Raw genomic sequence first — 25,138 nt, 5'->3', positions numbered from 1 at the left:
CTATTGTAATGGAGGTTAATAATGATTAAAGTAATGACTGTTTTTGGCACCAGACCAGAATCAATAAAAATGGCACCAGTAGTTAAAGCCTTAAAAAAAGAAGATAGTATAGAAACAATTGTAACAGTAACTGCACAGCACAGAGAAATGCTGGATCAGGTTTTAGAATTATTTGAGATCACACCTGATTATGATTTAGATATTATGCAGGATAAACAGACTTTAAGTGGAGTAACTGCCAGAGTCTTAATGGGGATAAAAGAAGTATATGAAAAAGAAAATCCAGATCTAGTATTAGTTCACGGAGATACTTCTACAACCTTTGTTTCCTCTCTGGGAGCCTTATATCAGCAGATAAAGGTGGGGCATGTTGAAGCAGGTCTTAGAACCCATAACAAATACTCTCCTTTTCCTGAGGAAATGAACAGGCATCTCACCGGAGTTATTGCAGATCTGCACTTTGCTCCAACTGAATTAGCAAAAGATAATCTTTTAAAAGAAAATGTTGATTCAGAAAAAATAACTGTGACAGGTAATACAGTTATTGATGCTTTATTAGATGTGGTAGATGATACTTATCAGTTTGAAGATGAATTGTTAAAAAGTATTGATTTTGAAAATAAAAAGATTATCTTATTAACAGCTCACCGTAGAGAAAATCTGGGTAAGCCTATGGAAAATATTTTTGATGCAATTAATGATGTCTTAAAAGAAAATGATGAAGCAGAAGTTGTTTTTCCAGTTCATTTAAATCCAGTAATCAGGGAACTGGCTGCTGAAAAATTTGAAGATGCAGCTCGAGTACATTTAATTGAACCCCTTGATTACGAGCCTTTCATTAATCTGATGAATAAATCATATTTAATCTTAACAGACTCAGGTGGAATCCAGGAAGAAGCACCTTCCTTAGGTAAACCTGTCTTAGTTTTAAGAGATACTACTGAAAGACCAGAAGCTGTTAATGCTGGAACTGTAAAAAAAGTAGGTACAGATAAAGAAGCTATCTACAATACAGCCAATGAATTATTAAATGATGATCAGGCTTATCTTAAAATGTCACAGGCTTCTAATCCTTATGGTGATGGTCAGGCAAGTGATAGAATAGTAAAAAGAATATTAAGGGATTTTAATAACAGGAAAAAAAATAATGAAATCTAACTTAAAGCTTTATTATAATACAATTAAATATATGCGCAAAGATCAATTATTTTTTAGACTTAAATTTCGGTCTAAAAAATTTTTTTATCAAAAATTCAGTAATCTCACTGAAAAAAAATATAAAAGCAATAGTGAAAAGATACTGCTTGATGCAAAAATAAGTGATAAAAATTTTAATACAGAAATCTTATTAAAAAATGAAAGCAGTCAGATTGATGAAGAAGTGCTTAATAATTTAATGCAGAACAAATTTTCTTTTTTGAACTCTACAAAAGAGTTTGATTTAAAAATCAACTGGAATGATCAGGAAGTAAGTCAGCTCTGGAACTATAACCTGCATTATTTTGATTATCTAATTAACTTAGCTTTAGCCTTTGAAATAGAGGGCGATAAAAAGTACTGCAATAAGTATCAAGAAATTATTAAAAGCTGGATTGATAATAATCCTATCGGAATTGGAGATGCCTGGCATCCCTATACAGTTTCTTTAAGATTAATTAACTGGATAAAATCCTATTATTATTTTAAAAATCAATTGGAATCTGATCTGGAATTTAAACAGCAATTTCTTGAATATATAGTAATCCAGGCTCTCTACATAAAAAGGAACCTGGAATTTGATGTTAGGGGTAATCATCTATTAGAAAATATTAGAGCCTTAGCTTCAGCTTCAATTTTTTTAGATAAAAAAAGCTGGCTTGATCAGGTCTTGGAGCTGCTTGAGGAGCAGTTGAATGAACAAATATTAAATGATGGGGGACATTTTGAGCGCTCTCCAATGTATCATTCAATTGTTTTATATGATCTCTTAGAGATATCATTCTGGTTAAATAATCATGATATTAATTATAATGAATTACTTGATAGAAAAATAATTCAGATGCTTCAATTTCTAGAAAATATTCTTCATCCGGATAAGAAAATACCTTTATTTAACGATTCTACTTTTGATATAGCTAAAGAGCCCAAATCACTATTTAAAATAGCTGATAATTTAGGATATGAACTTGAGCTAAAATCAGAAAATAATTTCAATGACTCCGGATATTTTATTATGAAAAATAAGCAAAAAGATTTTCTGATTATAGACTGCGGTAAAGTCTGTCCTGAATATCTGCCTGCTCACGGTCACAATGATTTATTAAGTTATGAATTATCTTTAAATGGCAAAAGAGTAATTGTAGATACCGGAGTTTATGAATACACTAAGGGTAAATGGAGAGATTACAATAGAAGTACAAGAGCTCACAATACTGCTCAGATAGATTCAGTCGAGCAGTCTGAGATGTGGGGTAATTTTAGAATTGCAGAAAGAGCTAAAATTACTGATTGCAGTTTGAAAAAATGTGGAGATTATAAATGTTTTACCGGGGGATATAATAATTTCAATAAAACTTACAGTCACCAGAGATATTTTATTAATCTAAAAGCTGAACTTTATTTAATTATTGATAAAGTTAAAAGCAATAAACCAAAAAAGGCTAAAAGCTTTATTCATTTTGATAATGGATTTAAATTAATAGAAGAAAATAATTTATTTCAACTTACAGATGGACAAAATAATTCATTTAGATTATTACCATTTAACACTGATAATACAGAAATCTATTTTGGAGAAAAAGATCAGCTGCAGGGATGGTATTCACCTGAGTTTGGTAAAAAATATAAAAATTATGTTTTAGAACTGCAGAGTGATAATAAAAAAGAGCATATTTTTGGCTATTTTATTTATTCTGATAGTTCAAAAGTAAATCTTGAAAATATAAATTTTGAATCTAAGAATTTTACAATCACTTTTAATTACAATAAACAAGAATATAACCTGAAAGAAGAAAATAATAAAATTGACCTGAAGGAGGTAAAAAAGTGAAAATTGGATTTTTAACACATTACTTTCCTCCAGAAATTGGAGCTCCTTCTGCTAGGATATATGAGATGGCGAAAAATTGGGTAAAAAGTGGACATCAAGTTAAAGCAGTAACCTGTTTTCCTAACCACCCTACAGGAGAGATACCAGAAGAGTATGAAGGCTTAAAATTTAAAAAAGAAGAAATGGATGGTATTGAAGTTTATAGAAATTATGTTTATGCAACTCCTAATAAAGGATTTATAAAAAAAGTTTTTAATCACCTTTCCTTTATGTTTTCTTCAGTCTTATTTAGCTTAAGAAAAATTGGGGAGATAGATATTACTGTAGTTAGTTCACCAACCTTTTTTTCCATATTTTCTGGCTATTTATTTAGTCTAATTAAGAGAACCCCTTTTATTCTGGAAATAAGAGATCTGTGGCCGGCTGCAATTGTAGAGCTGGGTGTTTTAAAAAATAAATTTATTATCTCTGTTTTAGAAGCTATTGAATTATTTTTCTATCGTAGCGCTGATAAAATTGTAGTTGTGACCAGATCTTTTAAAGAAAATCTGATCTCTAGAGGAATTGAAGCAGAAAAGATAGAAGTAATTACAAATGGTGTTGATATTAATTTTTTCAAAAACAAATCTCAAAATCAAGAGCTTTTAGAAAAATATAATTTAGAAGATAAATTCATTGTAGAATATATTGGTGCTCATGGTTTATCACAGGCACTGGATAAAATAATTTATGCTGCTGAAAAGCTTAAAGAATATGAGGATATTCATTTTGTTTTTGTGGGTGAAGGTGCGGAAAAAGAAAAAATAATGGATCTCTCAGAAGAACTGGAATTAAATAATATAACCTTTATTTCTCAAAAACCTAAAGAAATGATGCCCAAATTTTATAATATTGCAGATATCTGTCTTGTTCCTCTAAAAGATGTTGAGTTATTTGAAACTTTTATCCCATCAAAAATATTCGAGATTATGGCCTGTGAAAAACCGATAGTTGCCAGTTTATCAGGAGAAACAAAAAATATTTTAGATGAGGCTCAAAGTGCAGTCACAGTTGAGCCAGAAAATATTGATCAAATAGCTGCAGCAATATTAGAAATCAAAAACAATCCTCAAAAAGTAGAAGAAATGGGGAAAAACGGTCGTGAATTTGTTGTTGAGAATTATAGCAGAAGTTCACTGGCAGATAAATATTTAAATGTGATGAATCAAGCAATAGAAGGGAAATAAAAATATGATTCTTGTTACAGGCGCAACTGGATTTTTAGGAGAATTTGTAGTTAAAGAATTACTAGATAAAAATTATGATTTTTGCTGTTTTGTTAGAGAAGCTAGCGATGTAGAAATACTGAAAGAAAATGACATAGAGTTACGATATGGTGATTTAGATGATTTAGAGAGTGTAAAAAAGGCTTTAAAGGGTGTAGATACTCTAGTTAATATTGCATCTTTAGGTTTTGGTCATGCTCCAAATATAATAGATGCCTGTGAAGCTATGGATGTTAAGCGCGGAATTTTTATTAGTACAACGGCTATTTTTACTAATTTAAATGCGGAAAGTAAGAAAGTAAGAACTGCAGCAGAAGAGACCATTAAAAATAGTAATCTGGATTATACAATACTGAGACCTACTATGATTTATGGAACCGAAAATGATCGGAATATGTTTCGTTTAGTTAAGTTTCTTAATAAAATACCTGTGATGCCGATCTTTGGACCTGGTACTTATTTGCTGCAGCCAGTCTATGTTAAGGACCTTGCCCGGGTGATTGTTAAAACTCTTGCAGTAGATGCCAGTATTAATAATGATTATAATATCCCTGGCGAAAAACCTCTAACCTACAATCAGGTTATTGAAAGTACTGCTGATGCATTGGGTAAAAAAGTTTTTAAATTACATATTCCATATAAGTTATCTATCTTTCTGATGTCTGTTTACGAAAAAGTATTTCCTAATCCAGTCTTAAAAGCAGAGCAGGTAGAGCGTTTAAATGAAAATAAGGATTTTTCTATAAAAAAGCGAAAGAAGAACTTGATTATGAGGCAATTGGTTTTTCTGAAGGTATATCAAGGGAAGTAAATAGAGCTAAAAAATTAGGCTTAATTTAATCTATAAGGTGATCTAAAATGGCAGCTGATTTAGTGGTTGAGATAGTTGAAGTTAAAGGACACTGTCCGGTTTATAAAAAAGGTGATAGTTTTGAGATTAAAGAGGGATATAAATTAGATTCTGAAAAGGAAATTTGTATGCATTCTTTAGCAAGTATACTTCCTTATTATAATGCTTTATCTCGTGGAGTGAGTCCAGAAGAGCTTGGGCTGACAAAAGATAATGAGGAAGTGGCTTATCTTCAGTGTCTGGATCCCTGTGATTATACAGGTGGAGGTACTGTGACAATGGAAATTAGAAAATAAAATCTTTTGTTATGCCAATACTTACTACTTAATATCGCAAACTAAAAACCTTGCAAAATACAAATATGTCATGATCTCTAGAATTAAATATTAGATGCAGTTACCATTACACTACTACTCTCACCAGAATTTTTTAGGTGGGAGTTTTTTGTTTATTTGGAGTAAGTCGAAGCTTTCATTAATTTTAACTGCAGGAAGCTGCGGGGAGATTCCTGCAGAGAAGCCGCTCATTTTTCTAGCTAATGCTAAAGTGCCAGCAGCAAAAGTTGCTGCTCTGCTAATTGAAATGTGTACCAGTAGGTGGTGATAAATAAGATTTTACAGTTTTTGCTAAAGTTTGTAATTATGTTTACTGCAATAATACCAGAAAATTTTAGTTTGCAACTTCCGGGATTTTAACTTTGCAATTCCCAGTAATTTTAGTATATGCATTTATGCTTATAAGGAATAAGAAACGAGAGTAGGTGAAAAAGTAATGACCTTTTTTGAATTTTTAATAAGCATTCAAGGAATTATTGGAGTGATAATTGGTTTTATTTTGAGGGGATTACGAGAAAAAGGAGAAGTATATGCTTTTTTACATGATGATAAAGTTAATATTAATCCTAAAGGAGATAGATTGGATGATAAGGGGAAGAGTTATGTTAATATTAATAATGTAGATGATGCCTTTTGTGGAGGTGGAGCGTTAAATATTGAAATTTTAAATGATGCCCGCTTACCTAAAAAAGTAATAATTGATAAAATAAAATTTTCATGGAGAAATAAAATAATAATAGGTGAAGTAATCAATATAGAAGTTAAAGGAAAAGATTATAACGGAGACAATTTTATTTCATTAGATTCTAAAGAGTCAAAAAAAGGAAAGTTTTATATTGAGATAACTAAAGAAGATCTGAAAAAGATAGATAATGATAAAATATATCCTAATAGACTTGTTGGTTTTGATTCTAGGAGAAATAAAGTGTATATTAAAGTATATTAATTTCTCAAGTGAAAATTCTTGATTTTTTCGAACATTTGTATTATAATTATGGTATAAATTACTTAATTAGAAAAAATTAGAAGGTGGGTCTAATTTGAAAATATTAATGATTCATTTGAGCGATATTCATTTAAAAAAAGAAAATGATTTTATAATTAAAAAGTCTGATAAAATAATATCCGCAGTTCAAAATGTTTGCCTGGAATATGATGATATATTTTTAGTTATAACTGGTGATATTTCTTTTTCTGGAAAATTAGATCAGTACCTTATTGCTTATGATTTTATTATGGATATCAAAAATGATTTAGAAGAATATACTGGGAATTCAATAAAAATAATTGTAATACCTGGGAATCATGACTGTGATTATGATAATTCTGATGGTAAAATAAGAGATATAATATTAGATTCAATTAGTGGTAATAGTAAGAAAGATAACAAAATTGATGAAGGACTTATTGACAATTGTTGCCAAGTTCAAGAAGATTGGTTTGATTTTTACAATTCTATTTCTAACAAAGAAAAAATTATCCATAATCATAAACTTCTTCAAATTTCTGAAGTTAAGTATGATGATTATAATATATTATTTTACCAGTATAATACTTCCTGGTTTTCAAGAAAGAATGAACAGTATGGGAATTTGTATTTTCCTTATGATTATTTTGGTGAAGAATTATTTGATAAAAAAGCTGATTTAGTAATAAGTTTTCTTCATCACCCATTAAATTGGCAGTTAAATAATAATGGATTTAGTTTTAAAAAACATCTTGAAAAAAATTCAGATATAATTTTAACAGGACATGAGCATACACCTGAACAGATTGAAAGAAATGATCTTTCTGGTAAATCTACAGGTTATATTCATGGAAATGTTTTGCAATCTCATGATAATGATGATAATAGTGGTTTTAATTTAATAACTTTTGATTTAGATGAAGAAAAGTATAAGACTCAAAAAATTGTATTTGATGATGATATATATACCAGAAAAGGTTCTAACAGTGAGTGGAATTCTTTTAAGAAATATAAAAAAAATAGAAAAGGTCATTTTAAAATAAACGATAAGTTTAAAGATGATTGGCTAAATGATCCAGGGGCAACTTTTGTTCATTCTAATAAAAATAATTTGATACTTGAAGATATTTTCGTTTGGCCAGATTTAGAGTTAGATAAAAACGATGAAGAATCTAATTATGAAGAGAGTATATTTGATGGCAAATTATTGATTGAAAATAAAGAAGGTGCTCGAAAATTATTTTTAATTGGAGAAGAATCTTCTGGTAAAACTACTTTATGTAAAATGATCTTTAAAAAATATTTTAATTTTGGTTTTACTCCAATTTATTTTGATGCTTCAAACATAAAATCAGAAAAATATGAGGATTTTCAAAAATTACTTCTAAAAAGATTTAAAGAACAGTATAATTCGAAAGAATTAGAGAAGTTTAGTCAATTAAAAAATAATAAAAAGGTTATTATAATTGATGATTTTCATGATAATAAATTAGCACCAGAATTTAAGAAGAAGTTTTTTAATATGCTAGCTAAGTGTTTTTCTAATATTATAATTACTACAAATTCATTATTTAAAATTGAAGAAATTTTAGAAGATGATGGATTAGAAATGGAACACTTTACCAGATATAACATAAAAGAATTTGGTCATTTAAAAAGAGAAAATTTAATTAAAAAGTGGCATAAAATCGGTCAAGAAAGATTTTTGGAGAAAGATAATTTAATCAGAAAATTAGATAAATCCAGTAAACTATTCAATAGAATTATTGGTAGTAATTACATCCCGTCTTATCCAATTTATCTTTTAACTATACTACAAACTGAACAGGCAGGCAACCCTCATCGATTAAAAGAAAGTACATATGGCCATTATTATTCTTTTTTGATAACTAACTCTTTAGGTCAAATTAATATTCAACCTGAAGACTTAGATTTTTATTATAATTATTTATCTGAGTTATCTTACTTTATGTTTAAGAACGAAATAAAAATTTTAACAAAAGAAAAATTCAAAAATGAATTTCATAATTACTTCTGTGATGAATATAGTATAAGCATGTCTTTTAATGAAATAAAAAATAATTTAATAAAATCATCATTAATTGAGGAATTCAATAACAGTTTTAAAATAAAATATAAATATGTTTACTATTTCTTTATTGGTAATTATTTATCGAATAACATATCCAATAAAGACATTAAAACCTTAACACAAGAATTATGTTCTGATATAAATTTAGAAGAAAATGCTAATATTATTATGTTTTTGACCCATCATTCTAAAGATCCATTTATTATTAATGAGCTATTAAATAATGCAAAAGAACTATTTAAAGAATATCAACTATTAGAATTTAATACTGATATTGAATCTATAAATGGGCTTCTTGGGAAATTACCAGAAATGATTTATAAAGAAGTTGATGTAATTGAACACAGAGAAGATGAGGCAAGAAAAAAAGATAAGGCTGAATTTAATAATAAAAAAGTAAAAGAAAAAGATGAAGAGTCAAATGAATTATTTGAATTAAATCTTGCTTTTAAAAATATAGAGATTCTAGGTCAGATTCTTAAAAATTATTATGGTTCGATGAAGGGGAAGCAAAAGTATGATTTAGTTAAAGAAGTTTTTGATTTATCATTAAGGACCTTAAATTTTCTTTTTGAGCAACTAGCAACCAGCAAAGATTATTTTGTGAAATCAATTAATAAAAAAGCAGAAAAAAATAATCTTAAAGAAAAAGATGAAATCAGAAAAATGATTGGTAATTTCTTGTTTCACTTTGCTGAGTTTATTTCTTATTTTGTTATAAAAAAAGTAAGTAATTCGGTTGGAAATCAAAAATTAAATGAAACTTTTGCAGAAGTTGCTGAGGAGTTTGATTATATTTCAGTTGAACTTATAAATGTTTCAATAAAGTTAGACTATTATCAGGGATTTCCATTTGAAGATGTAAAAAAATTATATAATGAAGTGGAGAATAATTTATTACCTAAATCCTTACTTAAGAGGTTTATTATTAATTACTTTTACATGTTTGATGATTTAGACTATAAACAGAAACAAAAAATATTCGACTTGTTAAATATACCAATTAAAACATCACATTTCATAGCTAATAAATCTACCCAAAAAAAGTTATTGTAAATGAACAACTATCGCCTGCTTTTTGAAATATAAAGTGATTTGTAGAATTGAATATTAGTTTAGGTTGTTACTCTCACTGGATTTTTAAAATTCTGGTGGGAGTTTTTTTATTAGTCTAGGAAAGTCGAATGATTTCATAAACCTTAGTACCGGGGCTGTCGGGAAATCTTGGCAGAGAATTTTTATAAATATCAAATAATATTTTATATTTTTGGTCAATTAAGATTTTACGGGTTTACTAAATTTTCTAATTGTGTTTGCTGCAATAATAGGGAATTTTAGTTTGCAACTTTCGGGAACACTACTTTACAATTCCCAGTAATTTTAGTATACAACAAATAATTTAAAGTACAGAGTTTATAAAAGTCAGTATAGAGGTCAAATTAAAACTAAAGAAGAAACAATTGAAGAAATAAAAAATAAAAGAGAAGAGTTGATTCAAAAAGAGGAAGAACTTAATTTCTGGCTGGATTTTATTAAAACTCAAAGTGAAGAAAAGAGAGATCTTTCTGATAAAATCTTAAATATTAAATCAGCAATTGTAACAATGAGTTTGAAAACTAAGAGTTTTATGGAATTTAAACTCAGGCAGAACTATTTTCAAAATGAGGCTTTTGCTCTCGAAGACAGGCTGGCAGATAAAAAAAGAAATAGGGATAGTCTGCGGGATAGGCACTATCAAATAAATAATTTTAATGATGATATCTTTGATATTTTAGAAAAATCACTTTCCTACCTCAAAGAAACTGGTGATCCTTATCTGAGAGAAGTAGACTGTCCTGTCTGTGGTGATTCTCATGAGCGAAAGGCTCTGCTGGGAAAAATAGAAAGGAAGTTAACTCAGGGCAGTAAAAAGGTAAAAGAATTTAAAAAGAAACTCTTATTGGAGAATCAAAAAGAAGACACAATAAAAGCCGAGCTGCAGGAGTTGAGTGGTCAATTTGCTGAGGCAGTAGATAAAATGATTTCTGAACTGGAGGCTGAAAAAGAAAGCTTTACTATAAAAATGTCAGTGACTAAGGACAGAATTTTGAAAATAGAAAATGAGATTAAAGTGTTGCAGAGTAAGTTAAATGAGTTGGATTACTTAAATCAGAGTGCAGTTAGAATTATTGACCACTATCAGATCGAGGAACGGGAATTAAAAGATAATTTAGCTAGAAGAATTAACAGGCTGAAAAATTTAATGATCAATAATTCATTTCTGGAGATCAAAAATACTGAGGAGTTAGAAAAAGAGATATCTGAGCTCCTGGAAAGGAAAGATAGCCTGGCAGCCGAGTTTAAAAATATAATCTGAAGGCTGATTCCTGTTATCAGGAAATTCTGCAGCGGGAAAAAGAAAGTAAAAATATGCTGGCAGATTGTAAACGGGCTCAGTCAAGGGTCAGGAATCTGGAATCAGAACTGGAGAAACAGCAGGAGTTGCTGCAGCAAAACAAAGTGAGAAAACAGTTAAAAGAGGTAGAGAATGAATTTAAAAAAGCTGCAGTTGAAAGTGAAAAAATCAAAAGAGGACTGGAGAGAGCGGAAAAGCTTAAACTGGCTGTGCGGGATGTAGTTGCAGATCTAAATGATCAGATTCTTAAGGAGCAGGAGGAGTTTATAAATAAGATTTTTAAGCGCATTTATCCTCATCTTTTTTTCAGGCAGATCAATCTAAAGACTACTGTCAGCCGTCAGGGAAGTAATTCTCTTTTGATTGAATGTAAAAACAAAAGTGGAAAAACAATTGTCAATCCAGCTTTTACTTTCAGTAAGGCTCAGGTTAATATAGTTGCAATCAGTATTTTTCTTTCTATGGCTTTAAGACAGCAGTGCACAAAATTAAATACTATTCTGCTTGATGATCCAATGCAGAGTATGGATGACTTAAATATTATTTCTTTTATTGATGTGCTGCGGAGCTGTTCAATGGAGGGTGGAGACTTAAATAAGCAGCTGGTGCTTTCGACTCATGATGATAAGTTTTACCGGCTGCTTTTAAAGAAGTTTCGTTTTCCTTCTGCTGTGGGCTATTATTTTGAGACTTATGATGAGGATGTGCCCGGGGTGAGGAGCTGGGGGATGGATTGATTATTTCTATGAATGTAAAAATTTGCATTTAACAAACACTTGTATTATAATTTAATTAGATTTGAAAATTATCTAAAAATTAGGCTATTTCAATCAGTAACTTTGTTCTCAGGAATGGGTTAATCCAAATGTTCATTTTACAATTAGCCTTAATAATATAATGAGGGAGTGTTTAATTATGGACATAGAGTTTCATTATTATGTTACTTACTTAACGGCTACAAGAGCAGGCTTTAAGCCTAAAGATGCAAATGTTTTAGCTTATTCTTCTCAATATGTTGATAACAATGACATACTTTTTGAAATCAACAAAGATTCAAAGGAACTATATTATGAAAATTATATAAGCCAGACCTTAGATATTACAAAGCCACAAAAAGATTTGCTGCGTATTTATCCTTTCTTTCACTTTATTCCAGGAGAAGATAGTAATTATTCTGAGAAAATTAACAAAGATGAAATGCCACCTTTAAACACTATTCCCGATAATTTAAATGCTAATAAAATGATAGATAAGGCTCTGGCAGGTAATAATTTATATGAAATAGGTATTGCCTGTCATGCATATTTAGATACCTGGTCCCATCAAAATTTTGTTGGGATGGAAAATGATTATAATGGATTGGACCATATTTTACCTAATATAGGCCATGCTGATGCAGGTCATGATCCTGATATTCCTGACAGAGTCTGGGATGATTCTCGTTTAAAAAATGCAACTGTAAATAATAAAGAGCGTTTTCTAGTAGCAATAGGTCGACTATTTGAAAAGCTATTTAAATATAAGAATGATAATGACAAATTATCTAAACTGCCGTCAGAAAAGCAAGAACTGATAGCTGATATAGATGAGATAATTGAGGAAGGATCTGTTAAGGAAGAAAGAATAGGTCTATATAAAGAACTTGCTTTAAAAGATGAATATGGTGGCCAGGAAATTGAAGATTATGATGAATATTACTGGTTTAATGAGGCAATTAAAGAAGACTATCCAGAAAAGTATGATATTGATGTTAAATTAACTATTAATTTAAAACACATATTTTTTGGTGATTATACCTGGGATGATCCTGAAAATTACAACGATACCCATTGGTTTAAGTTTCAAGAGGCTGTAAAATTTCATCAGAATAAAATGGAAGGAATATTAAGCTCAAATCTTGAGATAGTAAGTACAGAAAAGTGGTAATTAGTCAATAATCTTAATTTTTTAATTAATGGAAGCTTCTGGGGCTTTTTTAAGTCCCAGGGGTATTTTTTAATCTTCAACATAGTTCACACTTTGTTGAGATCAAGGATTTCAGACTGTAATTATAGGGAATTTCAGTTTGCAACTTTAGGGAATACTACTTTGCAATTCTAGATAATTTTATCATACAACAAATATTTATTATAAAGTAAAAACTCATATTTTGTCGAGTGTTTGAAAGCACTTGGATTTTAGAGTATAATTAAACTGATTAATGTTTCTAATGTTTAAGATAATAACTATCTATTACGGCAGGAGGACTTTCATTGTTTTTTAAAAGATTACTTGATATCATATTTTCATTAATTTTAACAGTTTTATTAGCACCATTTTTATTTATAATTGCTCTATTGATAAGGGTGGAGTCCAAAGGAAGCCCCATATTTGCTCAAAAAAGGGTCGGGCAGCACAGCAAGTCTTTTACTATTTACAAATTTAGAACAATGCGTATTGATACCCCAGATGTGCCTACAAATGAATTTAATGATAGAGATAAGTATATAACTAAGATGGGGAAGTTTCTCAGGGTAACCAGTTTAGATGAACTACCACAGCTTTTTAATATTATAAAAGGTGATATGAGCTTTGTTGGACCGAGACCTCCACTTTTTTCTCAGTCAGAGCTGGTAGCTAATCGTAAAGAACACGGAGTAGATAAATTCAAACCAGGAATTACTGGCTGGGCTCAAATTAATGGTCGAGATGATATAGATGATGAGCAGAAATTTGAGTATGATCTCTACTATAAGCAAAATCATTCGCTAATTTTGGACTTTAAAATAGTGTTGATAACCTTTCTACAGGTAATTAAACAGGAAGGCTTAATCGAGAACGGTGACTAAGATAATTTTAACATTTATTTATAATAAAATAATTACAAAACACTCTTCCTCTTTTTGAACTAAATTGATCTTCGTTCAGAAAGAGGATTTTTGTTTATAAAATCTAATAGACTTCAAATCTAATTAATAAATAAATAAAAAAGAAATAAATGTAATAAAATCTCAATAAATTGCAGGGAAAATTATACTAATAAAGAATTATAATCTATAATCAATAAAAAATTAGTATAAAGGGTGTGGCAGATGAATTTTAATAAATCTTTAACTTACAGTTTTTTGGCCTATCATAACAACCAAAATAAAGACATTATGAGAGTTTTTATTCCCTTAATTAAAAAAGCATTTTTAAAATTTGAGAAAAGTAATAACAAATACTATGGTGACTTAAATGAGGTTAAAAGATCAATTAAAGAAGAATTTAAACTTGATATCCCAATAAGAATGCTTAAAAGAATGATAGAATTAATGCAGATTGAAGATAGCCGAATCTGTTTATACAATGATAGTTATATCAAAATTACAGAGAGAATAGTATTTGAATATGACAGCATTTTAGAAGAAAAACAAAAAGAAATTGAGGCCATTGATGAAGATTATAATAATTTTTTAATAAGTGAAGGGATTGAGTCAGCACCAGCAATTTTGGATTTTATAGAAAATAACAAAAAATTATTCTGCCAGCTTATAAATGGAGAAAACTGTAAAAATGCTAATGGCGAATATATCCCAGTTGCCAGATACATAAATCAAATAAAAAATAATCAAGATAAATTTAAGATAATTCAGGAAATATTTTTAGGATCAATAATATCTTGTTATATCAGTACCGATATTTCTGAACAAAAAATTGATAAAAAAGTCAAATTGGTTTTAGATACCAATTTTATTGTTAGTTTAATGGGTTTGCATTCTAAAGAATCCAATATAACCTGTAAACAATTATATGAAATCGCCAATGATTTTGGTTTTGAATTTATAGTACTTGATATAACAATCGCAGAAACTAAAAATTTGTTATTAAAGAAAGCAAGAGAACTAGGAGAAATTAAAATACAAGGCTTTGTTCAGGACGATTTTTTAAATAATTGTTTAGAAAAAGAAATAACTAAAACAGATCTACAGAGAAAGGCAAGAAATTTGAAATCAATACTCGAAAAAGAATTTCTTTTAAAGATTGTTAAAGTCGAAAAAAGTTTAAAAATAGAAGCTAAAAAAACTGAACTTTATAGAGATTTAAAACAGAGGAAACATAATCAGGATGGAGCAGAACATGATGCAGTAGCAATACTGTATACTAAAAAAATGAGAAAAGAAAAAGTAGAAAAATTTGAAGAAGCAGCTTCCTGGTTTTTACAAGATCAGCGGGGAAATAAAAGAAGCATATATAATCATTATGGAGAATTAAAAGTTAAAATTACTGCCAGTTTATTATTAAATATCTTATGGCTTGCTAATCCAGCCAAAAGTTCTAATATTGATAGTTTTGCAAGAGTTAACTTATTAGAATTAGTACAAATTAATTTAGCTGAAGTGCTACCAGAGGTTTCTCAAATAAATGAGTTAAGGGATAATGTGATTAAGTATCAGGGAGAAGTTATTGACGATAATGAGTTAGTATTTTTAGCACAATCAATTTCTAGTAAGTCCGTATTGCAGAGTGAAGTAAAAAAATTAAACATTTCTGCTAAAATATCTGATTATGAATTTGCCACTAACTTTGATAATATAATGGGTAAATTAAAGAAAAGAGAAGAACAAAAATATGAGGTTAAAAATAAAAAAATTGCAGAAAAAGATCAATTACTGCTGCAGGAGAAGAAAAAAAGAAGAAAATCAATCAAAGAAAGAACAGAAGAAGTTTATGATTTATTAAATGATTTTTATAATAGAAAAGATAAGGCTGATGGTTTTATTAAATCTAAGTGCAGAAGGAATTTTTGTTTGGTACCGATAGTATTTATTTTAATTGCTGGAACAGTATATCTAAATGATCAAATTGGAATAATTAAAACATCTCACTATCTAACACTTCTTACAATACTTATCCCTGTTTCTGTAATAATTTTAAAAGAAACTGATTTTTTTAAGAAATTTTTTATGTCAGAAGCAGAAAATAATCATTATTTGGATATTTCGTATAATAAATTTGATTGCTGTTCAGAAAGAGAAGATAAATTGTTAGATAAAAAGACAGAACTAGAAGAAGAATTAGCGAAACTAGAAGAGGAGATATTAAAAGTCGGCTAAATAAAGAATTAGAAGAATCATTAAAACAATAATGAATTTAAAAAGTTAGTGATGATTCCTGGTGGCAAAAAAGCTGCTGGGATTTTTTTATGCAACATAGTTTATAAAAGGTTTAGGTGACCCAGATATTTGAAGCGAAAAAATAGTGAAAAAAATAACTTTATAAATTGTTTGACTATTAAAAATTAGTATGTTAGTATTTTAGTATAGATTAATCAAATAGTTCAGAAAATTATTTTTTATCAAAATTGAAATTCTAATATTTCAATAATGCATACAAAATTTGATTTGGAGTTGTAAATTATGTTAATTAAAATAACGGATCATAAAAAAGAAAATATGAATATGAAAAATTATATTTATAATATTTTAAAAGAAAACATTCTTTATTTTAATTTAAAACCAGGAAAAAAGTTAAAAAAAAGTGTTTTTATAAAAGAATTTAATGTAAGTAGAACTCCTATCAGAGAAGCATTTGCTAAACTGGAAGAAGAAAAGCTTATAAACATATATCCTCAAAGGGGAACTTTTGTTTCGTTAATTGATATTAATTCAGTAGAAAACTTTAAATTTGTTAGAGAAAAGCTGGAAATATCAAATTTAATAAAAAGTTGTGAAATGTTAAACCAAAAAGATATATTGGAACTACAAACGAATATTGAGATGCAGGAAATATGTTTAAAAAGAGATGATCATGTATGCTTTTATAAATATGATAATGAATTTCATAAAATGTTATTTAATTGTTCAGGGAGGGCTGATGTTTGGGAAACAATAAATAAATCAAGTATGGATTTAAATCGAATGAGGATTCTCAGTTTATATACCAACTTTAATAGGCCAGATGTACTATCTGATCATAAAGAAATTTTAGAAGCTGTTAAAAGCAGAAATATTAAAAATAGTGAGAAAGCAATGAAGGCCCATATGGATAGGATAGTATTTGATACTGAAAAAATGGTAAATGATTATAAGAACTATTTTAAACTAAATAAAAGTGGGTGAACTAAATGAAAATGATATTTAGGTGGTTTGGCAAAGATGATGATAGTATTAGTTTGAAAGAAATAAGACAAATACCAGGTATGACTGGAGTTGTAAGTGCACTTCAAGATATTCCTGTAGGAGAAGAATGGCCTGTTAGTAGAATCAAAGATCTTAAAAAAGATATTAATGATGCAGGATTAGAATTAGAAGTTATAGAAAGTGTTAACATTCATGAAGATATTAAATTAGGATTACCCTCTCGTGACAAGTATATTGATAATTATAAAAAAACACTTGTTAATTTAGCAAATGAAGGAATAAAAGTTGTTTGTTATAATTTTATGCCAGTTTTTGATTGGTTAAGATCTGATTTAGCAGAAGAATTAAAAGACGGTTCTAATACGATGTCCTATGATGAAAAAGACATTGAAAAAACTGATCCTATAAAACTTGTAGAAGAAATAGGCAGTGGATCAAAAGAATTTACATTACCTGGTTGGGAGCCTGAACGTTTAGCAGAATTAAAAGGTATTATGAAGAAATATAATGATGTTACCGCAGATGATCTTTTTGATAATTTAAAATATTTTTTAGAAAACATAATGGCGACATGTGAAGAAAATGATATTAAGATGGCAATTCATCCTGATGATCCACCATGGCCAATTTATGGGCTGCCCAGAATAATGATAGGTAAAGAAAACATGAAAAAACTATTAAAAATGGTAGATAATCCATATAATGGACTCACTTTATGTAGTGGTTCTTTAGGTTCAAATCCTGAAAATAATGTACCTGAAATAATTAGAGAATTTGGGAGTAGAATTCATTTTGCACATGTAAGGAATTTAAAATTTGATGGAGAAGGTAAATTTCATGAAACTTCTCATTTATCTAGTGATGGTTCTTTAGATTTATTTGAAATAGTAAAAGCCTTATATGATAGTGGTTTCGGAGGGTATATAAGACCAGATCATGGTAGAATGATTTGGGAAGAAAAAGCTCGCCCAGGTTATGGATTATATGATAGAGCACTAGGAGCTACATATATTAATGGTTTGTGGGAAGCAATTGATAAAATGAATAAAAATAATTAAAGGATGGTATAATAATGCTCAAACTAGCTAAGAAAGAATTAAAAGATAAAACACAGTGGACTGAAGCAGGAATAGAACCACCAGAATTTGACTACCAGAACTTAATTGATAAAACAAAAGCAAATCCTGAATGGGTACACTTTGGAGCAGGTAACATTTTCAGAGCATTTATTGCTCGTTTACAGCAGGAGCTATTAAATACAGGAAAGGTAGAAACAGGTATTATAGCAGCGGAGGGTTTTGACTATGAGATTATAGATAAAGTTTACCAGCCTGCTGAAAATTTAAGTCTGGTTGTTAAGATGTCTGCAGATGGTAATATGAATAAAACACTGCTGGCAAGTATCACAGAAGCTTTAAAAGCTGATTCCAGCTTTGAAAAAGACTGGGAAGAACTAAAAGAAATTTTTAAAAAGCCAAGCTTAAAGATGGTTAGCTTTACAGTAACTGAAAAAGGTTATGCCCTGGACAATATGGATGGCGAGTTCTTCTCCTTTGTTTTAGAAGATTTTGAAGCTGGGCCTGAAGGAGATTTAAACCACTTAATGGCTAAAGTAACTGCTCTGGCATATGAGCGTTATCAAGCAGGAGCTTATCCTTTCGCTTTTGTCAGTATGGATAACTGCTCTCATAACGGTCAAAAACTTAAAGATGCAGTTTTAACTGTAGCCGAGAAGTGGATAGAAAATGGACTTGTAGAAAAAGAATTCATAGCTTATCTAGGTAATGAATCCAAGGTTGCTTTTCCTTGGTCTATGATTGACAAAATTACTCCGGGACCAGCTCCAGAGGTTAAGCAGAAATTGGAGGACATTGGCTTTAAAAATACAGAAATTGTAAAAACAAATAAAAACACAGAAATAGCAGCTTTTGTTAATGCAGAGGCCCCAGAATATTTAGTTATTGAAGATAATTTTCCCAATGGTAAAATTGCACTTGATAAGGTAGGAGCAATTTATACAGACCGGGATACTGTAAATCAGGTTGAGACTATGAAAGTAACTACCTGTTTAAATCCGCTGCACACTGCGATGGCAGTTTATGGTTGTCTCTTAGGTCATACTTCAATTGCTGAAGAGATGGAAGATCAGGAGATTAGAGCTTTAGTAGAGCAGATTGGTTACAAAGAAGGACTGCCGGTTGTTGTAAATCCAGGAGTACTTGATCCAAAGTCCTTTATCGATGAGGTGGTAAAAGAAAGATTGGTTAACCCATATATTCCAGACACACCACAGAGAATAGCCAAAGATACTTCACAAAAAGTTGCAATTCGTTTTGGAGAAACAATTAAATCTTACCGTGATGCTGATGATTTAAATCCAGCCGATTTAGTTGTAGTTCCCCTGGCAATAGCTGGTTGGCTGAGATATCTACTTGCAGTAGATGACCAGGGTATTGAGATGCCTTTAAGCTCAGACCCAATGTTGGATGAACTAACATCTCAGTTAGAAGGAATTGAGCTAGCTAATATAGATTCTGTAGGAGATAAATTAAAGCCTATTTTAGCTAATGATAAATTAATGGCAGTTGATCTTTATGAAATAGGGCTTGGAGAAAAAATAGAGGGCTATTTTAAAGAAATGATAGCAGAAGAGGGAGCAGTTAGAGCTACTTTGAAAAAATATCTCTTGAATTAGAAAGATAAGTTAAATATAAAAGTGATTGAGGTGAATTTTTAAATGGTTAAACCTTTAATAAAAGAATCTGGATATCTAACCGAAGAAGAAATAGATAAAATATTAATTGAACTATCTGAAAAATTAAAAAAGTACGATAATATTTTAATTATTCCACCGGATATTACAAGAAAACATTCTGGAATTGGAAATATAACCTCTAAGTTATATAAAATGATTAAAGATTATATTAATAATATTGATATAATGCCTGCACTCGGGACACATGATGAAATGAAAGAGCAAGATCTTATAGAAATGTTTGGAAATGAAATTCCATTAGACAGATTTATTGTACATAAATGGAGAGAAGATACTATAAAAGTAGGTGAGATATCAGAATCTCTAATTAGAGAATTGTCTAATGATAAAATGACTGATGCAATACCGGTTAGAATAAATAAAATAATCTTTGATGATAAATATGATATTATTTTATCTATAGGTCAGGTAATTCCACATGGAGTAGTTGGAATGGCTAATTATACTAAAAATATTGTGGTTGGTTGTGGAGGAGAAGAGATAATAAACAAATCTCATTTTTTGGGAGCACTTACAGGAATAGAAAAAGTACTAGGAAAAGGAAATACTTCTGTAAGAAAACTATATGACCATTGTCAAAAAAAATATTTAAGCGATGCACCAATTATATATATGCTTACTGTAAATTCAACTGAAATCAATCCAAAAACATCTTTGACCGATATAAAAGGTATTTTTATAGGAAAAGAACGTGATGTCTATGAAAAAGCAGTAAAATTAAGCCAAAAAGAAAATATTATTAAAGCAGGGAAACCACTAAAAAAAGTTGTAGTATATTTAGATGAAAAAAAATTTCACAGTACCTGGATTGGATGTAAGGCTATTTATAGGACTAGAAAAGCAATTGCTGATGATGGAGAATTAATAATAATTGCTCCCGGAATAGAAAAATTTGGAGAAGATAAAGAATTCGATAGATTGATTAGAAAGTATGGTTATCAAGGTACTGAAAATACATTAGAAAGTGTTAGAGAAAACAAGGAACTTCAAGATAATTTATCTGCAGCAGCACATTTGATTCATGGTTCATCAGAAAATAGATTTAAAATAACTTTTTCTACAAAATATTTAACTGAAGCGGAAGTTAAAAAAGCTAATTTTAATTATTTACCTTTACAAGAGGCTTTAGAAAAATATAAAATTAAAGAATTTGATTACGGTTTTAATAAATTAGATTCTGGAGAGAAAATATTTTATATTGATAATCCAACAACTGGATTATGGGTTGTTTAATATATTAATACTATTATGTTTTGAAGGAGGTGAATTTTAAGAATAGTCAGTTCGGTAGATATTTATTTGAAATCAAAAATTAATTAATTAAAATTTAGGGGGAAAAAATTAATGCGAAAATCTATTAAAAGTATAGTATTGTTATCCTTAATTATGATGATGGTGGCTGTTCCTGCTATGGCTCAAACCACTTTAAGAATTGGCCATCTAGCAAATACTGATCATTTGTGGCATAAAGCTTCTGAAAAATTTGCGGAAGAGGTAGCGGAAAGAACTGATGGTGAGGTGCAAGTTGAGGTCTTTCCAAATGAAATTCTTGGTTCTGAAAGAGAAACTTTAGAAGGAATCAGAACAGGAACTATTGCAGATATGACAATTACTGGTGAAACTCTTGGTAACTGGGCTCCTAAGGTAGGTATTTTAGGTGCAATGTATTTATTTAGAGATAGTGAACATATTAAAAAAGTTGCAGATGGACCAATTGGTGAGGAAATTGAGCAAGATATTTTGGATAAATCTAATATTAGAGTTTTAACTTGGTTCGAAAGAGGTCCGAGATATCTAACCACTAATAGACCTATTAGAACCCCTGAAGATGCTGAAGGCTTAAAAATGAGAGTACCTAATGTGCCTTGGTTTATTAAAGGATGGCAAGAAATCGGAGCTAACCCAGCACCAATGGCTTTCTCTGAAGTATTTACAGCTTTACAGCAGGGTGTAATGGATGCACAAGAAAATCCATTAGCATTAATTGATAGTGCTAAGTTTTATGAAGTACAAGATTATGTAAATTTAACTGGTCATATTCGTCAGTGGATTTATTTTGTAATTGGAGAAGATCAATTCCAAAATTTAACTGAAGCTCAGCAAGAAGCAGTACTAACTGCTGCTGATATAGCTCATGATTATCATCAAGAGTTATTTTTTGAGCAGCAAGATGAATTGCGTGCTAGCTTAGAAGAAAAAGGTATGGAATTTATTGAAGTAGACAATGATGCCTTTAGAAGTAAAGTTAGTGATTTAGTTTATGATGAGTTTCCAGAGTATATTGACTTATATGAAAGAATTGAAGCAGTAGAATAAAACTGAATTTATTTTACAAAGTGGGGGTAATTCCCCACTTTGTAATTACATAAGGAGTTGGGAAATATGTTGAAACGGCTTAAAAAGATTCTGTTTTATACTACAGAATCATTAGCAGCATTTAGTTTGTTTGCAATGTTAGTAGTAGTAACATATCAGGTTATAGCAAGGTATATGCCTAATATGACTATTCCTTCATGGACAGAAGAATTAGCTAGATTTATTCTTATCTATATCATTGCTTTTGCTGGTGGATTAGCAATTGAAAAAAAAGCTTATGTTGGAATGGATAGTTTTTATATGATGTTACCTTTTAGAGGAAAAAAAGTTTTAGATTTATTGTTTAATATAATGACTGGCTATTTATTTTATATAATTTTAAAATATGGTTATGATTTAATGTTGAAAGTTAAAATCCAACTAACACCTGCAATGAGAATTTCTATGAGCTATATCTACTTTTCTTTACCTCTATTAGGTTTTTTGGTGCTTTTATTTATTATTTTGGATAGTTTAGCAACAATAAAATCATTAATAAAGAATGAAGAAGTAATGGTTTCAACTCCTGATGAACATTTGATTTATTATGTATCTGAAGAAGAAAAAATAAGAAAATTAGAAGAAGAAAAAGCAGATGAATTGATGCACAAAAATAAAACTGGGAAGGAGGATATCTAAGATGCTAATATTATTTGGAACAATGATGATCTTAATGTTAATTGGAATGCCGATTGCTTTTACAATAGGAATTTCTTCTCTCGCCTGGTTAGTTACTTCCAGCCCCTTTCCACTTTCAGTAGTAGCACAAAAAGTATTTGCTGGAATAGACAGTTGGTCTTTACTAAGTATACCGTTATTTTTATTAGTAGGAGCACTGATGAATAATGGTGGAATAACTAATAAATTAATCAAACTAGTAGATAGTATTCTAGGTCATATTAAAGGAGGACTTGGATTAGCCAATGTTGGGGTAAGTATGTTATTTGCTGGTATATCTGGCACTGCCTTAGCGGATACTGCCAGTATTGGTGCAATCATGATCCCTGCAATGCAGGAGGATGGTTATGATGCTGAGTTTGCTTCTTCGGTTACAGTTTCTTCGTCAATTGTAGGCCCAATTATTCCACCAAGTATGCCAATGATATTAACTGGTAGTTTATTAGGTATTTCAATAGGTAAATTATTTATAGCTGGTGCTATACCGGGTATAATATTAGGGATTGCGTTAATGGGGATGACTTATTATTTATCAGTTAAAAGAGATTATCCTAGCGGAGAAAAGGCAACATTTGATGAAATTTTAACAAGTTTAAGAGGGGCTATACTACCTTTGATTTTACCGATAATAATGGTTGGAGGAATTGTTTTTGGTATATTTACACCAACTGAAGCAGCTTCAATTGGAGCAGTTATAGCTTTGATTTTAGGAGTCTTTGTATATAAAACAATATCTTTTAAAAAATTGGTTCAAACATTTTTAGATTCAGCAGTATCTACTGCTTCTGTAATGGTTTTAGTTGGCTTAGCTTCTTTATTTGCTTGGATTTTATCAATAGAGCATGTGCCGCAAATGGTTGCTAATTTAATTTTGTCAGTTACTGAAAATAGAATTTTAATTATTATTTTAATTAACTTATTACTTCTTTTTATTGGGACATTTATGGAAACAGTAGCTGCTATTTTAGTAATCTTCCCAATTGTGTTCCAAATTTCTACATTAATCGGTATGGATCCAGTACATTTTGGAGTTATGGCTGTTTTAGCTTTAATGGTAGGATTAATTACTCCACCATTAGGTGTTTGTTTGTTTGTCGCATCAAGTATTTCTAAAGTGTCAATTATTAAAATTGCAAGGGCAAATATGCCTTATTTGATTACTATTTTATTAGTATTATTGTTGGTAGCATTTGTTCCACAAATTTCTTTATGGCTGCCGTCAGTATTTTATTAGTCTTATAAATAATACCTGGAGGGAAAATAATGAAATCAATTGTACTTAAAGAGCCAAATAAATTACTAATTAAAAATAAAGAAGTTCCTAATGTTAAGGATGATGAACTATTAATTAAAATAAAATATGGGGGAGTGTGCGGATCTGATTTACATGCCTATAAAGGAGAGTCACCTTTTGTACAATTCCCAATTACTTTAGGACATGAATTAGTTGGATATATAGAAGACAATAATGGTTCAAAAGCTTTTCAAAAAGGAGATATGGTTTTAATCGATCCCGTTTTAAACTGTGGTAAATGCTATGCTTGTAGAAATGACAGACATAATGTTTGTAAAGACGTTAAAGTATTTGGAGCGCATACAGATGGAGGTTTTCAAGAATATATTTCTGTTCCTAAAAACAATGTTTATAAAGTACCAGAAGGGGTTGATCCCAGACTGGCTGCATTAGGAGAGCCACTTTCTGTTGGGTTTGAATCAACTTATAGAGCAAATGTAAGTTCTGATGACACTGTATTAGTTATTGGTACAGGTACTATAGGCTTAATGGTAACTATTGTAGCTAAATATAAAGGAGCTACGGTGATAGCAACAGACATAGATGATTCTAAACTAGAATTAGCAAAAAAGATGGGTGCAGATCATGTTATTAACAGCCAAAAAGAAGATTTAGCTAAGAAAATAAATGAACTAACAAATAATGAAGGAGCTTCAGTAGTTATTGAAGCTGCTGGCTTGCCACAGACTATTAAGGAAGCTATTTATTATTCATCTGCAGCTGGAAGAGTTGTTATATTAGGGATTGTTGATAAAGATGTTCCAATATCAATATCTCAATTAATTAAAAAAGAAGTTGATTTTTTAGGTTCTCGTTTGAATAATTATATGTTTGGTAAAGTTGCCAAACTATTAGAAGAGGTTGATTTAAGTTCTTTATTGAAAGAAATTAAAGTATATGAAATTGATGAAGCTAAAAAAGCTTTTGAAGATAAATTAAAGAATCCGGACATTAGTTTAAAATCTTTAATAAAATTTAATTAGTATTATAATTTAATTCAAT

21 protein-coding genes are annotated in these 25,138 nt (G+C 29.7%); all 21 read left to right on the top strand.

Annotated elements, in window-relative coordinates:
• Positions 1 to 21 precede the first annotated feature (21 nt).
• The 21 genes from wecB (at position 22) to HSACCH_RS12270 (ending at position 25,119) form a co-directional block, all read left to right on the top strand.
• Positions 22 to 1,158 (top strand): non-hydrolyzing UDP-N-acetylglucosamine 2-epimerase, encoded by a 1,137-nt coding sequence (gene wecB, locus HSACCH_RS12365; protein WP_005490249.1) that lies wholly within the window; start codon positions 22 to 24, stop codon positions 1,156 to 1,158.
• Positions 1,148 to 3,028 (top strand): heparinase II/III family protein, encoded by a 1,881-nt coding sequence (locus tag HSACCH_RS12360; protein ID WP_005490246.1) that lies wholly within the window; start codon positions 1,148 to 1,150, stop codon positions 3,026 to 3,028. Before wecB ends, HSACCH_RS12360 begins: the two co-directional genes overlap by 11 nt.
• Positions 3,025 to 4,254, top strand: a complete 1,230-nt coding sequence (locus HSACCH_RS12355) for a glycosyltransferase family 4 protein (protein ID WP_005490244.1) — start codon at positions 3,025 to 3,027, stop codon at positions 4,252 to 4,254. Before HSACCH_RS12360 ends, HSACCH_RS12355 begins: the two co-directional genes overlap by 4 nt.
• Before the next feature lie 4 nt (positions 4,255 to 4,258).
• Positions 4,259 to 5,104 carry an SDR family oxidoreductase gene (locus HSACCH_RS12350; RefSeq protein ID WP_005490243.1) on the top strand — a complete coding sequence of 282 codons (846 nt, stop codon included), beginning with the start codon at positions 4,259 to 4,261 and terminating at the stop codon, positions 5,102 to 5,104.
• A gap of 47 nt (positions 5,105 to 5,151) precedes the next feature.
• A complete protein-coding gene (locus HSACCH_RS12345; RefSeq protein ID WP_005490241.1) occupies positions 5,152 to 5,439 on the top strand; it encodes a TIGR04076 family protein in 288 nt (95 codons plus the stop codon).
• A 148-nt stretch (positions 5,440 to 5,587) separates the two neighbouring features.
• A complete protein-coding gene (locus HSACCH_RS13955; protein ID WP_160162757.1) occupies positions 5,588 to 5,746 on the top strand; it encodes a hypothetical protein in 159 nt (52 codons plus the stop codon).
• A gap of 168 nt (positions 5,747 to 5,914) precedes the next feature.
• On the top strand, positions 5,915 to 6,424 hold the full coding sequence (locus HSACCH_RS12340; protein WP_005490239.1) for a hypothetical protein: 510 nt from the start codon (positions 5,915 to 5,917) through the stop codon (positions 6,422 to 6,424).
• A gap of 94 nt (positions 6,425 to 6,518) precedes the next feature.
• A complete protein-coding gene (locus tag HSACCH_RS12335; RefSeq protein WP_005490238.1) occupies positions 6,519 to 9,593 on the top strand; it encodes an STAND family AAA ATPase in 3,075 nt (1,024 codons plus the stop codon).
• Positions 9,594 to 10,026: 433 nt separating this feature from the next.
• Entirely contained in the window at positions 10,027 to 10,893 is an 867-nt protein-coding gene (locus tag HSACCH_RS12330) for a hypothetical protein (RefSeq protein ID WP_005490237.1), read from the top strand.
• A 53-nt stretch (positions 10,894 to 10,946) separates the two neighbouring features.
• Positions 10,947 to 11,669, top strand: a complete 723-nt coding sequence (locus tag HSACCH_RS12325) for a hypothetical protein (RefSeq protein ID WP_005490236.1) — start codon at positions 10,947 to 10,949, stop codon at positions 11,667 to 11,669.
• Positions 11,670 to 11,847: 178 nt separating this feature from the next.
• A complete protein-coding gene (locus HSACCH_RS12320) occupies positions 11,848 to 12,858 on the top strand; it encodes a DUF6765 family protein (RefSeq protein ID WP_005490235.1) in 1,011 nt (336 codons plus the stop codon).
• A 326-nt stretch (positions 12,859 to 13,184) separates the two neighbouring features.
• Complete coding sequence (locus HSACCH_RS12315; RefSeq protein ID WP_005490234.1) at positions 13,185 to 13,760, top strand: sugar transferase; 576 nt, start codon at positions 13,185 to 13,187, stop codon at positions 13,758 to 13,760.
• 243 nt (positions 13,761 to 14,003) lie between these two features.
• Positions 14,004 to 16,007, top strand: coding sequence for a hypothetical protein (locus HSACCH_RS12310; protein WP_005490233.1), 2,004 nt, complete (start codon positions 14,004 to 14,006; stop codon positions 16,005 to 16,007).
• Between the two features lie 303 nt (positions 16,008 to 16,310).
• Positions 16,311 to 17,012, top strand: a complete 702-nt coding sequence (locus tag HSACCH_RS12305) for a GntR family transcriptional regulator (protein ID WP_005490232.1) — start codon at positions 16,311 to 16,313, stop codon at positions 17,010 to 17,012.
• A 5-nt stretch (positions 17,013 to 17,017) separates the two neighbouring features.
• Positions 17,018 to 18,091 carry a mannonate dehydratase gene (uxuA, locus tag HSACCH_RS12300; protein WP_005490231.1) on the top strand — a complete coding sequence of 358 codons (1,074 nt, stop codon included), beginning with the start codon at positions 17,018 to 17,020 and terminating at the stop codon, positions 18,089 to 18,091.
• A gap of 14 nt (positions 18,092 to 18,105) precedes the next feature.
• On the top strand, positions 18,106 to 19,728 hold the full coding sequence (locus HSACCH_RS12295; RefSeq protein WP_005490230.1) for a mannitol dehydrogenase family protein: 1,623 nt from the start codon (positions 18,106 to 18,108) through the stop codon (positions 19,726 to 19,728).
• Between the two features lie 42 nt (positions 19,729 to 19,770).
• Positions 19,771 to 21,042 (top strand): lactate racemase domain-containing protein, encoded by a 1,272-nt coding sequence (locus HSACCH_RS12290; RefSeq protein WP_005490228.1) that lies wholly within the window; start codon positions 19,771 to 19,773, stop codon positions 21,040 to 21,042.
• Between the two features lie 111 nt (positions 21,043 to 21,153).
• Positions 21,154 to 22,125 (top strand): TRAP transporter substrate-binding protein, encoded by a 972-nt coding sequence (locus HSACCH_RS12285; protein WP_005490226.1) that lies wholly within the window; start codon positions 21,154 to 21,156, stop codon positions 22,123 to 22,125.
• 69 nt (positions 22,126 to 22,194) lie between these two features.
• The gene (locus HSACCH_RS12280; protein ID WP_160162756.1) at positions 22,195 to 22,803 is read left to right on the top strand and encodes a TRAP transporter small permease; all 609 of its coding nucleotides are present in this window, start codon (positions 22,195 to 22,197) and stop codon (positions 22,801 to 22,803) included.
• A gap of 1 nt (position 22,804) precedes the next feature.
• The gene (locus tag HSACCH_RS12275; protein ID WP_005490223.1) at positions 22,805 to 24,076 is read left to right on the top strand and encodes a TRAP transporter large permease; all 1,272 of its coding nucleotides are present in this window, start codon (positions 22,805 to 22,807) and stop codon (positions 24,074 to 24,076) included.
• 29 nt (positions 24,077 to 24,105) lie between these two features.
• On the top strand, positions 24,106 to 25,119 hold the full coding sequence (locus tag HSACCH_RS12270) for a zinc-binding alcohol dehydrogenase family protein (RefSeq protein WP_005490221.1): 1,014 nt from the start codon (positions 24,106 to 24,108) through the stop codon (positions 25,117 to 25,119).
• Positions 25,120 to 25,138 lie beyond the last annotated feature (19 nt).

Origin of the sequence: Halanaerobium saccharolyticum subsp. saccharolyticum DSM 6643 (assembly GCF_000350165.1) — a bacterium.
Classification (GTDB): Bacteria; Bacillota; Halanaerobiia; order Halanaerobiales; family Halanaerobiaceae; genus Halanaerobium; species Halanaerobium saccharolyticum.
Note: the sequence above shows the minus strand (reverse complement) of the source record. Positions and strands in the feature narration are given on the sequence as shown.